Below are 13,871 nucleotides of genomic sequence, written 5' to 3'. Positions count from 1 at the left end.
ACCCACGCCTTGCTTACTTTGCCCGCCGTTTCGGAACAGCATTCCCTCCTTTTGATGCTTTCGCCGCTGTGGCGCGTGCCCGGTTCTTCTTGCTGCTGGGCTTGCCCTTCGGAGGAGGAGGCCCTTTTGGTGCATCGCCCCGTGATTTGGCACCGCTATCTTTGCGTTTGTCGCCACGGGTTTTCTTGCCAGGGTCAGTTGCTGCATTGTCGGTTGCCGCTGTGGGTCCACGTCGCCGTGCCGGTCCGTGAGCCGAGGTGTTTGAACCGTCAGCCTTGGTTTGCTGGTTCGCCGGTTTTGCAGGCTTGCGATCTTCGGGCTTGGGTTTCCGACGGCGCGGCGTTGGCGCGTCATTCCAATCTACTGGCGCAGCGTCGTTTTCGGCAGGTCGTGGTTTGTTCTTGAACGAGCGGTTGGATTTTGGCCGTTCAAAGGTGGGCAGGTCCGGTGCGCCATCCAGGCGTACAACGTCCTTGGAACCTTCGATTTTCATGTCGGGGCCAATGGCCGCCAAGAAGCCCGCAACACTGCTGTCCCGGATTTCGACATAAGACACATCATCGGCAATGCGGATTGCGCCGATGTCGTCCTTGGTGATGTCGCCCGCCTTGCACAGCATGGGCAGCAAATGCCGCGGCGATGCGTTTTGATTGCGCCCTTCAGAGACCGAGAACCAGATGCTGGGGCCAAAGGCAGCGCGCGGTTTCGGTGCCTCAGCTTTCACATCTCCCAGCTCTTCGGGGGCGGAGTGGCGTGTTTTGTACTGGCGCAAGTAAGCCGCCGCGATCTGTTCGGGTGTGAACTTTTCGACCAGTTGATCGACTGATGTACGTTCGCTGTCCGCAATCTCTGCGTGCCAGTCATCAGCGGCAAACATGCGTGCCATGTCGCGCTCAGTGACCTCTTCGGCAGACGGGGCGGTGCCCCAATCCGCGGTCAGCTTGGCAAGCTTCAAAATACGCTCTGCTTTCTTCCGCGAGGAAGGCACCACGACCAGTGCACTGACCCCCTTGCGCCCCGCACGTCCTGTCCGGCCAGAACGGTGCAGAAGGGTTTCGTGAGTCTTGGGCAGCTCTGCGTGGACCACCAGATCAAGGTTTGGCAGGTCGATCCCGCGCGCGGCGACATCAGTGGCGACGCACACCCGGGCGCGTCCGTCGCGCATGGCTTGCAAGGCGTTCGAGCGTTCGCCCTGGCTCAACTCTCCGGATAGGGCGACAACTAAAAACCCGCGGTTGGACAGACGTGCCGTCAGACGTGCCACCATGGCCCTCGTGTTGCAAAACACGATCGCATTTGGTGCCTCATAATAGCGCAGGACGTTTATGATCGCGTTTTCGCCATCACGCGGGGCTACCATCATTGCGCGGTATTCAATGTCGGCGTGTTGGGTCCGTTCGCCAACGGTGCTGATCCGTTCCGCGTCCCGTTGATAGCGTGTTGCGAGGTTGGCAATCGCGCGCGGCACGGTGGCCGAAAACAGGAGGGTTTGGCGCTCTGCCGGTGTCTCATCCAGAATGAATTCCAGATCCTCGCGAAACCCGAGGTCCAACATCTCGTCGGCCTCGTCCAGAACCACGGCGCGGATGGCAGACAAATCAATGGAGCCACGCATGATATGATCGCGCAACCGCCCCGGTGTCGCCACAACGATATGTGCACCCCGCGCCAATGCGCGTCTTTCGTCACGCATGTCCATGCCGCCAACACAGGATGTCAGGAAGGCGCCTGCGTCTGCGTAGAGCCAACCAAGCTCCCGTTTCACCTGCAGTGCAAGTTCCCGCGTCGGGGCAATCACCAAGGCCACCGGCGCGCCAGATGGCCCGAATGTGTCCTCTGGCCCCAGCAGTTCAGGCGCAATGGCAAGACCAAACCCGATGGTTTTTCCCGAACCGGTTTGCGCCGAAACCAAAAGGTCGCGACCAGCCAATTCAGGTTCTGTGACGGCCTGCTGGACCGGGGTAAGCGTGTCGTAACCCTTGCGGGCCAGCGCGTCGGCGATGGTTTGTTTCACGGCGGCGTTTTCTTTGTCTCGGCCCGGCGATGTGAGTGCTGCGGTATTGCAGGCGGTGCATCAGCCAAGGTTAAAGACCGCCCCTTATCGGGTGTCCGTTCCATTGTATAGACGCGCGGACCCGATTGCGATGGATTGACGCCACGTGCCGATGTCGTACGTCTCCGGCCCATTTTGTCGGGCCGGAGACAAGTCATCTGGATTTCGGGACAGCTAGGTCCATGCCCCGACGGTCAACGCGACCGTGCCAGAGCTGATATTGTATGTGGTCTTTGATGGCACCTGTGGACCGGAATATGTACCCATCGGGGCTTCATCCATGGAAAAGCCATAGGCTGCACCGCCCAGCATGATGGGTTCTGTGCCCTTCGTCCGATGATCGTCACCGTTCACGTCACTGCAATGAAGGAATTTTGCATAAAGGTGACTGGGGGCAGAATCGCCATACCACGTGGTAGGATTATTCCAGGCCGTGGTGCTGAATTGCGCGTCCTCTGTAAGGAAGGCGTCGGCATATGTGCCATTCATAACGACGCCGCGACAGATGGCTTCCCAAATCGTATCCTGAACCAGCATCGCTTCGCTTTCGCCGATGATGCCGGGCGTCAGCGTATCGGTGAAGGCCTGTTGGAACACGTACTGCGCGCCCTGAAGGTCATTGGGGGAATTGATAGGCTCGGCGCCCAGCGGGTTGTAGAAGTAGTATGTCTTGTCACCTTTGGAATTGGTCAGTTTGTAGGCCAACATCTCTGTGTTTGTGTGCGGGTTGGTGTGGGTGACGCAGGAGCCAGAGTAGATATTGCCGGGATCGCCGGCGACCGGGACGCTGATGGCCAGTGTGTTCCCTGCGGCAAAGAAGGCTTGCAGCGTAGAGGTCCAATAAGTTTGCAAGCCGCTTGTGGTGGAATTAACATAGTTCCCGGTGCTCGCTGCCAGAAAATCGTTGGGATCTGCAATGGCAAAGAATTGGCTGTCCATCATGGGCGGTGTGTATGTGCTGTTTGGCATCGCGCCATCGTACAGCAGATCGGAAAACGCAGAAGCCCCCGGAATGCCGGATTGATTGGCAAGAAATGCGGCGAATGCCTCTCCCATCTGTTTGCGAGTTACACCGCTTTGTGCGCCATAGCTTTGTGCCGGGTTGTTGCCATTCGCAGGTACGGAGAAGCGCAAGTTCAACCCAAAGCCATTTACAGACGAAAGGTCAAAGGCTGCGTTCATTCCGAATTCGAACACGTCATACGGACCCCCGGGGGCGACGCCGGGTGCCGGAAGATAGGGGTACTGCGTGTACATCATGACGTCGTCATAGACGCCACTGCTGTTAGCGATGAGGTCCAGCGCGGCCGGAGCGTTTGGGCAGGCTGTGAACAATAGCCGATCATTGCCGTTGGTGCTGTCAGTCAACACAACGGAAGGGATACTGGAAACTTCGTAAAACGATAGTGTCGTGGCACCGGACGTGAGCGGAGCGAATGTGCCGTCGCTGCCCAGAACCTTGAAATCTGCGCTGCCGCCATTGATCCAGCCAGCGACATAAACAGTGCCGGTTGGCGCGGTCAGGCCAGAGTTATCTGTAAGGGTGATTGTGATACTCGACATAATATCCTCGGAACTTGTTAACAAAGAAGCCTGTTAAAGACATCTTGGATACGTGGATCACACTGGCGGACAGCACGTCAATCTGAAGTTGAATTGCATGTTTAAAAGTGGAGCAATGGACATTGCCAATTGCAGGAATGTATGCCGCTGCTGGAAGTCCCCCTAAATCTGAAGCTGGCGTGCCAACCAATCAATGGGCCAGTGTGATAAGGATACACATTGGTCAGCGGTTGCTTGCGTCATTGCCGCCGAAGCGAATGACTGCTTTCCGCCCATTCTGCAGAAAAACAACGTGTTGCTGGCGCAAAAAAAGAGGCGCATCTGTAGCAAAGTGGGTGGCACGCGTTGGTCAAAACCGGCGCGATACTTGAAGCCTCCGCGCTTCTGGCCAAGACTGTGTTGCTGAGTAGAGATGATCGTCGAAATCTGCTGCAAACTCAGAAAATCCAAGTGCTTTGTATCGGCAGGCAACGAATTCTGAAATTGGCACTGCTGCGTTGTTCTTAGCGGGGATGCCAGTCGCTACCATAGTAAGCAAATGAAGCTGGCAGTGCCAAACAGCCATACAAGAAAAAGGTCAGATTGACCCGCGCTAGCGTTGCAATTGCGAGAACAACCAACTTGTTTCCCGTTGAACCAAGCGGAAATGTTGGAACCAGAATGGCTGGGAATCCCGCGTTACAACAAAGGTCAGCTGCAGAAAGCTCGGGACTGCAGTGGCACCGGTCGCCTAAGCAAGTTGCGGCACACCGAGAGGTAAATGACCAGATCTGATTGAACCTCTTGTGTGACCTACCACATCTTACTGAGTTGCCTGTTCAACCCTCCCTTCATGCTGCACATGGCTTTGAGTCTGCAAAGCCAATGGACAAGCGCGGACTGCACTTCAAGCGTATCCATCAAATCGCGAACACGGATGGACAAAGGTTTCGAGACAAACTCATGCGCGCTAAGCAGATCACAAAACCCTACGCCGGCTGACAGCGTCGCATCGTGTCCTCTGGTCTCCAAACTGCTTCCGATGGCGACGTAGGGTTGGACATTACCTCAGGTTCCGAAAGTCAGGATCAAGACTTTCGCCACTGCTTGCACCTCAAATGAAACTGCTCGTTCGACCGGCACGCTACGATTGTCAGCTGGGGTCGTTCCACTCGATCTCAACTGGTAGTGAGGACGCGGTTTGCAATCCTGTGGCGTCGCCATCCTCCCCAACGACTGTAACACTTACAGTGCCCATAGAGGCGGACACATAGGTGATCTGCTCGTCAGGTTGGAGAAACCTCTTGGATTCCAACTCATCGCGAATAAAGGAATTGACCACACCTTCGTATCCTGAAGTTCCGTTCAGAAACGCACCGGACCAAAGGTATCGAATGATCCCCCGGGTCATCTGCCGCCAGCTCGGAGGCATGAAAATAACTCCTTCGGGTGTACCTGACATCAAAACCTGACCCCGGGCTATCCTGCGATCCTCTATCAGAGTATTAGCGCGTCCCTGATAGACGAACCGGGTCGACGTCGCATCTGCCAGCACCCGTTCGGTCAGTTGACGAAAGTCGAGGATCATTTCGCCTCCGCGTGCATCCTGACGTAGTTGACCGTTGCGGAAGGTGACGATCCGTTCGTTGTCGACAAAGCTTTTCCAATCATTGGGCACCACCAGAAAGCCGCCGGTGGGAAAGAAATCAGGCCCGCTTTTGGCATCGCTGAACCCCGAACCTGAATCGAAGTTGTCGACGTCGATCATCCGGGACAACACCGCGCGATCGGTAAAATCACCGCAAAGAAACAGACCCTTTTCCGCCTCGTCAAAGTCATCAATGGTGGCAATGCTGCGGTCGAATAGCATGCACAGCTCAACCTCGTAATCGAGCAGCACTCCGGAGGCGTGTGTCACTTCCGTGACTGGCGGGGTCGGTTGGCCGAACTTTGGAAAGTTAAAGACGGATTGGCTTTGGGTTTCCTCCGCGTGCTCTACAAAATTGGTGCCTGACGCCACATGCCGGTTCTCGGAACCGGCAACAGACAAAAGCCCGTCGAACCCATAGGATTTTGTCAGATCGGCGTTATTGGGTTCTTGCGCCTGACGAAACAGGATTGCGAGCTGCCGCTCTCCAACGTCCCGCATCGCACCAAGTAGATCTTTGGTGTTTTCTGCACCGTGCTCGGTCAGATCAATCGCGGAAATCTCTGCTCCGGACAGGCTCGTGACCAAAAGCGGAGCGGGCCTCCCTGCCTCGTCTTGTGTAAGCGCAAGTGTAAAGCCTTGGGTCACGGGCAAAATGGCGGGCTTCAACATCTCTGCTTCCGCCGAGATAGGGTTGGTGCGCTCAGGGTCGTCCTGGATGCCGAAGACAAGCGCGATCGGGATTAGAGCTGCCAAAACAGGGATGTACAGAACAGGTCTCATGTCGAACCTCGATGTATGTCATGGAATAATTGGCGTCGGATGCGGCGACCGTTTGACCCGCCGCACCAACCAGTGATCAAAAGCGAAAGAAAACGCCGGTCGAGATCCCTGTCTGAGCGTTGTCGAAGGAAATCGGGCTGTCCTTTGCGTCGCCCAGCAGTTGAGAGTGCTCCACACTCACAAAAAGCCCGGTTCGGGATGTCAGGCTATAGGAGGCTTGCAGTTCAATCCCGACGCGCTCAAAACCCGACCCGGCATCATAGGCGGTAAATGAGGATGCCGCAGCCTCTTGCCCGCTGACACCATAAAATGCGCTGGCATATGATGAATCGGACCAAACCAGAAACGGTTTGGCCGAGAGCTGCAAGCGCTCTCCAAGTGTCCGGCCAAACTCTGCTCCAACGATGGCGCGGGTTCCTTCATGTCCGTCGCTGCTGATCCCATGGTTGATTTCCAGTTCAACAGCAGCAACACCCACTTGGAATTCCATGTGCGCCGATATGAACGCGCCAGCTTCCACATCCCGCAGACCTGTCAAGCGAGCGTCGTCCTCTGCCAATCGTTCGTTGAAATCGTAGCCAACGGAAAAGCCAAGCGACAAATTCTGTGGCCCCGAATTCCTGAGCGCATAGAACCCAAGCCCACGTTCGTTCAGAAAGTAGCGGTCACGCCAGGTCAGATCGATGATCGGAATGATGCTCGTCTCGTCTTCGTCCGATCCAGAAAACTCCGGTGCCGAGCTTAACCCGATACCGATCACACCTGACAGGTCACGTCCAGTTTCATCTGCAAAAACCTGCTGCCCGTACAGTGCTGCCAACACCAGCGCGCTGTAAAACGGCAGCGAAATTTTGTAAGGTCCCGACATGGGAGCATCCTCTTCTTAGTGTTTGATTTGTCTTGCGATACGTCCAAGCAATTGGCGCGCGCTCAAACAGCGAAAGATGGAGGGGCTTGAGAACAACAAGTTCTCGAAGTCGGCCGAAAAATGCGTCAGCGGTCGGCAGCCATTCACGAACGGTCGTTTTGTTACCGTTCGCGAATTTGCCATTCTAGCTTGCGTGGCGACTCCGTACGTTGGGCGAATTGAACCGCCAGATGAGAACCAAGTGCGATGCAAAACAGCGACAACCAAATTGATAGGGACGTACGCCAGCTTTCAGCAGTGTTGCTGACGCTTTTCGGCTCGCAAGACACCTCGTGGCGGCAGCTCACCAAATACTGCGTGGCGTTTTCAGCCATTGGTGGGCTTGTGATTACAAGCCTTGATCCTCTTGTAACCGCACAATTTCCGCTTTGGCTGTCGGCGGTGCATTGGTTCACCCATCTTTTTGTGGCTGCTTGCTTGCTTGCAGGTACGACGGCGCTCGGCGTTCTGTTGGGTGCAAAGATGCCATGGCCACTGATCCTTGCCGTTTGCATTTTGCCATTTCTACTCGTGCCGTTTTCCTTGGCTGCCGAGGCCCTGCTTGAAGGTGTGCGCTTTACTGGTATCACGGCGGCTGGTGCTGGTCGCCTCTACCTGTCGGAACTCGTGGCTTTGGCTCCGCCGTCTCTGGGACTCTCCGCCCTGGTCGCAATATTTGCCTATCGCGCAGCGGACATTGCTGAGCGATACCGGAAAGTCCTGCGATCCCGACATCTTCCCGAGCCCACATTGCGCAGCGTCTTGCCCTCTGTTCCCCACCAACTGGGTGATGACATCATGCAGGCCGAAGCCCAGGATCACTATGTCACCATCACAACCACCCAAGGAACTGCGACACTGAAACTGGCCTTTGCTGATTGCGTGAACGCACTCAGTACCTTCCGAGGGATACAATGCCATCGGTCGCATTGGGTCAGGTTCAAGCACATCAGAAAAGTTCGTCGCTCTGGCAGCGCTTATGTCTGCACCCTCGACGATGGCACCGAAATCCCGGTCAGTAGGCGCCGCTACGGAAATCTAAAGAAGATGCTATAGAGGGAACCACTCTTTACAAAGGATGAGTGACCGTGGATCAAGGATCACTCCGGCGAGCGGTATCAAACAACAAGGCGTTTGCCGCGGACATCCGACAAACACCCTTTCAAAACTTGTGATCTGCTACAAACGCCCTGAAACTTGTCACTTTCAGATCGGATTTGCGGTTGTAAGGAATGCACATATGGAGCGCGTTGGAGGCAAATGCCGCGTTTGGGAAAAGCTCAACAAGTCTGCCCGAATGAATGTCCTCATCCACGAGTTGATTGGGAAGCTGAGCGATACCTTCTCCGGCCAGGGCGGCGCTGTGAATTTCTGCAACATCCGTCGAGATGAAATTCCCGTTGAAGTTCTGAAAAACGGCTTCGCTTTCCATCATGTGTCGCCACTGAAAGATCGAGTGATCAGATGGAAACCGGAAGTTGAGGCAGTTGTGATCTGCCAATGATGCGATCGTGTTAGGTACTCCAAACATCTCGATGTATTCAGGTGACGCCACGGTTCGAAAATATATATCCATCAGTTTTATCGCGATCATGTCCAGATGCTTGATCCGTCCGGTGCGAAAATACAGATCAACCTCGCCTGTTGTGACGTCCGGCGCGCTGTCATTCAAACGCAGATCAACGCTCATCTTGGGATATGCGCGCAGGTACTTGCGCACCATTTCGGCCAGATAAAGCCGCCCGAACAGGATCGTCGACTCGATAGACAACACGCCAGACGGTTCCGCGCGATACTGCGAGACCGCGCTTTCGGCGCTTTCGATCTGGTCAAGTGCGGACTTGACGCCCTGCACATACGTCTCGCCCGCTTCGGTCAAAGACATGTTGCGCGCGTTTCTATTCAAGAGCTTTACACCCAAGGCGCTTTCCAGAGCGGCGATATTCTTGCTGGCCCCACTTCGCGTGATGTTCAGCGCTCGTGCCCCGTTGGCGATGCTACCACCTTCGACAGCAGCAATCAGGGTACGCGCAAGGTACACTTTCGTTTTCAGCGCCATTTCCAGCCCCTTTGTCAACCAAATCGATACCTTTGAGTGAACAACCCGCGTCTTCTTTGTCAACGTTCGCCGATCTACTTTTCTGCAGCAGCAAAGTGAGAAGGGAACCTTGCCATGCGGTACTACGCACTTGCGCCGGTCGGTAGCATCAGAAACCTGACGATGCGGCATGGGGACATTCCAGCTCCCAAAGACGAAACTGATGTGATCGTTAAGATCGAAGCCGCAACTTTGAACTACAAAGACCTTGTCTTAGCGCGCGGTGTACTGCCTCTCGACAACGGCGGTGCCGAGCATGTGCCGCTGTCCGATGGCGCCGGGCGTATCGTTGCAAAAGGCCCTGGCGCAATCGGACTGGAGATTGGTGAACGGGTTGTAGCAGCGTTCTTTCCAGATTGGCGCGATGGAGACCCAAATGGCGATGAGAGATCGCTTGGGCACCAACGCCCCGGCATGCTGAGTGAATTTGTCAGGCTGCCCGCGCATGCTGTTGTCAGAATCCCGTCAACTCTCAACTTCGCCGAGGCAGCGTCGTTCCCATGTGCCGGGGCAACCGCCTGGAATGCGTTGGTTGAAAAGGCAGCATTGCAGCAGGGCGATACTGTATTGACCATGGGCACCGGCGGCGTTTCGATGTTTGCGTTGCAAATCGCGAAAGCCATGGGTGCCACCGTTGTATCGTTGACCGGCAGCAAGATGAAGGAAACCGTTCTGAAAGAAACCGGAGCGGATCACGTCATCAACTACAGACAGGTCAAAGACTGGGACCGTGCAGTGCTCGAACTAACGGGAGGGGTGGGTGTGGATGTCGTTGTCGAAGTCGGTGGCGCTCCGACGTTTCAACGGTCCCTAAACGCAGTTGCCTTCGGGGGGCGTATCTCGGCAGTCGGGGTTCTTGCCGGCGTCGAAGGTGCGGTAGATCCGACAAGCATCATCTTCAAATCCGTCACGTTGAACGGCATTTATGTTGGAAGCGCGCGCATGCTCAGAGACACAATGGCCTTCTTCGACAGCAATGGCTTACACCCCGTTCTGGACAAGCAACGATTTGATTTCGAGGACGCGCGAGCCGCATTTTCGCGGCTCGACGCTCAACAGCATATCGGCAAGGTTGTCATTGACGTTGCTGGTTCAAACACGGCCAAAAAAGAAACCATTGCAAAACACCCAACTGAAGTTTGAGCCGAACCGGGAAGCCTGAGGAAGCAAAGCTCACGAAAATAGTCGAGACCCAATCACATGATCAAGGAGCATGATCTCATGACGACCGGACACATAATGATGGCGATGACCCTAGACGGCTTTGTGGCTCGCAAAGACCATTCACTCGACTGGTTGATGAAGCAGAAAACTGACGGAGAAGATCACGGCTTTGCAGAGTTTCAGAGAAGTATCGACGTCATTGTCATGGGCAGCGGTTCGTTCAGAACCGTTCTGGATTTTGAGCAGTGGCCATACGAAAAACGGGTCATCGTGCTCAGCAAAACACTTGATCAGCGGGATATTCCCTCGCCACTAGCAGAAAAGGTCGAGATCAGTAGCCATACGCCCCAAACACTTATGAGCTCCTTGTCCGCGCGGAATTTCAAACGTGCCTACGTCGATGGCGGCGCCGTGATCCAATCCTTTCTCAAGGAGGGGCTCATTTGCGACATGAAGATTACGATCGTCCCAATCTTGATTGGCGAAGGGATCCGAATTTTCGGCGACCTCCTGCACGATATCGATTTGACTCTCGAGGGTTCAAAGCAATTTCAGTCCGGTTTGGTGGATCTGACCTACAGCATACAAGACCGCAGAACATGACGGATAGCGCTTGAGCGCTTCAATCGGCTACACGGCCGAGATCAAAGAGCTGATTGTTACAGTTCAATCGAAGCCTGCAATGATCGTGCCGCGGACAAAACAGGACGTTCGACCTTGGTCAATCTTAAATGCGTGGCGTGCGGTTTGACGAAACAGCAACGTCGACCGCAGTGAATGCGGTTCACATCGCGAGATGGTTATTCTCCCTCGTCCCTTGACCGCCTTTGCTTCCAAACTCCGAAACGATTGCCGATGACCAACCCCAACCCGAGGCCAAGCGCGATCCACGTGCTGGCGTCGCCGAAAGCAGCGCCGCCGAGGATGCCGAAACACGCCCCGAAGGCAACTTCGAGGCGTGTGTAGTAGGATATCTCTTTCCTAGGGCCGCAACTGTTCATCGTGCATTTCCTTAGCTGGCCTGAGCAGTTTACTTGGGCCAAACGCCGGGCCTGATGATCGGAGCCATGCCCGCATCAATTTGTTTTTTCCTGATCAAGTGCATTAAGATCCTGCAAAATCGCCCGTGTGATGCCCTTGCGCTTGAAAGCGTCGTCACCCCCCTGGGGCATTTCAATGTTGAGCGCGAAGAACACCGCCCCTCTGGGCGTTTCAACCCAACCGACCCACCAGCCGAGGTTCCCACTCGATCGTACACCCCAACCTGTTTTGGCGCGCAGGACCCAGTTCAAACCAGCCTCATTGATCATCAGAGCCTTAACAAGACGCTGATCAGCCACCGAAAACGGCAGTTCGTTGTGGTAAAGATTGCGCAGGAATGCCACCTGCTCCAAGGCCGAGATACGCAGCGTGTCATCGATCCAGAATTCATCCACCTTGCTGCCGATGGTTGCATTGCCATACGCCGCGCGCTGTAGGTATTTGCGCTCCTGTTCTGCTCCGATGTCTCTGGCAAATTCCTGATATAGCCACAGGGCGGAATGCCGCATCGCAGACCTCAGATCTTGATCGGCATTCCACGCGTCATACCACCGCTCTATGCCATCCCAGGGAAAAGTCTGAAACTCATCCTCGATGACACCGGCATCCAGAGCAAAGAGCGTATGGGCGATCTTAAAGGTCGACGCCGGTAAGAATTGCTGCTTCGCGCGGTCTGCATTGTGAACAAAAACAGCTCCTTCCTCCCGCTCGTCAATGACGGCAATGGTTCCGGTGACACCTGCATCCGAAAAGAAGGCTGCCCAATCGTCGCGTTCTTCTATCACCTCTGACGCAGCGGCGCTGGCAGCCTGGAAGACCAGAATGACCATGGCCAATACCTGTAATCGCATATCAATCTCTCCTTTTTCTGACATAGTTAATTCGTTGGATCGCTGTGACGGTATCTTGCGAGGACGACGGCTATCCTGATGTCATCGTGCATCCATGATGGCGGTATGAACGATCTGCCAACCCTGCCTGTCGAGGTTGAGTACGAGGTGAATATGCGTGCGACGCAGATCTTCGCCCGGATTGCGCGATGCGCCGCGCCTGCTATCGGCATAGAGATGCAAGACCGCTGCGTATTCGCCGAGATAGCGGATGGAAATGGGTTTCAGCGTCTGCATCTCGGTTTGGGAAACCTCTGACCCGAAGGTTGGAAAGAGACTGTCGCGCAGGAAATTCATGAGAGGCGCGCGTCCCTGAAAAATGCGCGCATAAGCGTTGGTCCACTCAGTATCGGAGGCATGCAGCCTGGTGAGCGCATCGATATCCTGACCAGCCCAAGCGGTCCTGAACGCCGCAAGGAACTGGACGATACTGTCCGCATGGGCCTGATCCGACACCGCACCATATGTCCGAAACGGCGGGACCTCATGCCGATCCTGTGCAAGCGATGTATCTTGACCGACAAACGGGATGGCGCAGGCAATAGCTGCAGCGAGGGCGATGGGTTTCATGTTGAGCAGGCTTCTATTGACCCTTTGAGGGTGCGCGCAAAGGCACTGATCCGTGAGGCGGAAATCTATCGATGCTGGCGACTAACCCGCCCAATGCGAGTTGCGAAAGCCCGAGGGGCGCCAAATGTCATCTCATGTCGCGAACGGTCACCGCGGGCGGGGCGGTACGCGCTCTTTGGTGCGGTGACCTAATCGCTCCCGGGGCTGTCTGGCTTGGGTAGAAGTCCGTGATCTTCAAACAGCGCCCGCAAATAGCTTTCGTCTTCGGTGACATTAATCAGTTCTTTGGGCTGAACCCCGGCCGCATGGGCCAAAGCAGCCACCCGCCCCTGGTTGTGGAACAGCGTGTCGGGCTGCTGATTTGCAATGTCGTCCTCGTAAGCGTCGTCCACGGAAATGATGGTCCAACCCAATTCCCTTAGGCGGATCACGAGGTCATCGACAAAAAGCGCTGCCAGATCGTTTTCATGTAGGAGAAGAATGTGCCGTGGCGATCGACCCAGAACGCGCTTTGCGACAGCATCGTAGAACTCGACGGCATCAACAAGGACATCCACGTAGAGCTGTCCCAGAGCCGCGCGATCCAGCGGGTGCCCTGCGCTGACCGCCTCGTCGACCAAGGCCTGCAGATACCAGTCATAGTTATCAACGGTCACATAGGCATTCCGTAGCCCCCTGTCCGCAAGCCCGTCGCGCACTGCTACGTGTTTTTCCGTCGTGTCACCTTCGCGCAGATAGGGAAAGCGGAACAGGTCAATAGAACCACCGAACTCCGACAGCACCTCCGCGGCCAAGTCGACATCCGCCAGGAATGCGTCGGCCTCCGTCCTGTTGAGGGACGGATGTGTGTGCGTGTGATTGGCTAGCACATGGCCCGCCGCTTGATAGGCTGCGATACGTTCTGATCCGCCGTCGGTCTCAGCAATTTGCCCCGTCAGAACGAAAAACCCCGCTCCCTCGACACCCGCTCTCTCCAGCGCCTGGATGAGCATGACGGTTCTTGTACGCCCGTCCAGCAACTGGCCGTCGCCTCGTGGTGCATCATCAAAGCTCAGCGCAATCTCGCGTTGAGGTAGAGGCGTCTCAGCTACATCTTTTGACAAGAGCGGCTGCGGTGTGGTGCTGAATAAGACCAGCGCGGCGGCGATCGGGCGGATAACCAACGACGGGCTGGC

The 13,871-nt window shown here is 55.6% G+C and carries 12 protein-coding genes; 3 read left to right on the top strand and 9 right to left on the bottom strand.

Annotated elements, in window-relative coordinates; genetic code table 11:
* Positions 1–13 precede the first annotated feature (13 nt).
* The 4 genes from Q1A51_RS05820 to Q1A51_RS05805 form a co-directional block, all read right to left on the bottom strand.
* Positions 14–2,014 carry a DEAD/DEAH box helicase gene (locus Q1A51_RS05820; protein WP_299598863.1) on the bottom strand — a complete coding sequence of 667 codons (2,001 nt, stop codon included), beginning with the start codon at positions 2,012–2,014 and terminating at the stop codon, positions 14–16.
* Positions 2,015–2,227: 213 nt separating this feature from the next.
* Entirely contained in the window at positions 2,228–3,616 is a 1,389-nt protein-coding gene (locus tag Q1A51_RS05815; protein ID WP_299598866.1) for a hypothetical protein, read from the bottom strand.
* Positions 3,617–4,748: 1,132 nt separating this feature from the next.
* Positions 4,749–6,026 carry a fumarylacetoacetate hydrolase family protein gene (locus tag Q1A51_RS05810; RefSeq protein ID WP_299598869.1) on the bottom strand — a complete coding sequence of 426 codons (1,278 nt, stop codon included), beginning with the start codon at positions 6,024–6,026 and terminating at the stop codon, positions 4,749–4,751.
* A gap of 76 nt (positions 6,027–6,102) precedes the next feature.
* Entirely contained in the window at positions 6,103–6,894 is a 792-nt protein-coding gene (locus tag Q1A51_RS05805) for a MipA/OmpV family protein (RefSeq protein WP_299598872.1), read from the bottom strand.
* 246 nt (positions 6,895–7,140) lie between these two features.
* Here Q1A51_RS05805 and Q1A51_RS05800 point away from each other — a divergent pair, with 246 nt between their 5' ends.
* Entirely contained in the window at positions 7,141–7,989 is an 849-nt protein-coding gene (locus tag Q1A51_RS05800; protein ID WP_299202343.1) for a LytTR family DNA-binding domain-containing protein, read from the top strand.
* A gap of 106 nt (positions 7,990–8,095) precedes the next feature.
* Here Q1A51_RS05800 and Q1A51_RS05795 read toward each other — a convergent pair whose 3' ends face one another.
* Positions 8,096–8,992, bottom strand: coding sequence for a LysR family transcriptional regulator (locus Q1A51_RS05795; protein WP_299598876.1), 897 nt, complete (start codon positions 8,990–8,992; stop codon positions 8,096–8,098).
* 114 nt (positions 8,993–9,106) lie between these two features.
* Between Q1A51_RS05795 and Q1A51_RS05790 the strand changes: the two genes are divergently transcribed.
* Both Q1A51_RS05790 and Q1A51_RS05785 read left to right on the top strand, forming a co-directional pair.
* Entirely contained in the window at positions 9,107–10,174 is a 1,068-nt protein-coding gene (locus tag Q1A51_RS05790) for an NAD(P)-dependent alcohol dehydrogenase (protein WP_299598879.1), read from the top strand.
* A 78-nt stretch (positions 10,175–10,252) separates the two neighbouring features.
* Entirely contained in the window at positions 10,253–10,798 is a 546-nt protein-coding gene (locus tag Q1A51_RS05785) for a dihydrofolate reductase family protein (RefSeq protein ID WP_299598882.1), read from the top strand.
* A 197-nt stretch (positions 10,799–10,995) separates the two neighbouring features.
* On the opposite strand, the gene Q1A51_RS05780 is transcribed toward Q1A51_RS05785, so the two are convergent.
* From Q1A51_RS05780 to Q1A51_RS05765, 4 genes are all read right to left on the bottom strand, one after another.
* Positions 10,996–11,196: a hypothetical protein gene (locus Q1A51_RS05780; protein ID WP_299598885.1), complete on the bottom strand. Its 201-nt coding sequence runs from the start codon at positions 11,194–11,196 to the stop codon at positions 10,996–10,998.
* 75 nt (positions 11,197–11,271) lie between these two features.
* Positions 11,272–12,066 carry a class D beta-lactamase gene (blaOXA, locus tag Q1A51_RS05775; protein WP_299599675.1) on the bottom strand — a complete coding sequence of 265 codons (795 nt, stop codon included), beginning with the start codon at positions 12,064–12,066 and terminating at the stop codon, positions 11,272–11,274.
* Positions 12,067–12,168: 102 nt separating this feature from the next.
* On the bottom strand, positions 12,169–12,696 hold the full coding sequence (locus Q1A51_RS05770) for a DUF4440 domain-containing protein (protein WP_299598888.1): 528 nt from the start codon (positions 12,694–12,696) through the stop codon (positions 12,169–12,171).
* Positions 12,697–12,884: 188 nt separating this feature from the next.
* Positions 12,885–13,859: a polysaccharide deacetylase family protein gene (locus Q1A51_RS05765; RefSeq protein WP_299671197.1), complete on the bottom strand. Its 975-nt coding sequence runs from the start codon at positions 13,857–13,859 to the stop codon at positions 12,885–12,887.
* Positions 13,860–13,871: the final 12 nt, after the last annotated feature.

Origin of the sequence: uncultured Tateyamaria sp., assembly GCF_947496075.1 — a bacterium.
Classification (GTDB): Bacteria; Pseudomonadota; Alphaproteobacteria; order Rhodobacterales; family Rhodobacteraceae; genus Tateyamaria.
The sequence above is the reverse complement of the archived record's forward strand: the minus strand, read 5'-3'. Positions and strand labels throughout refer to the sequence as shown.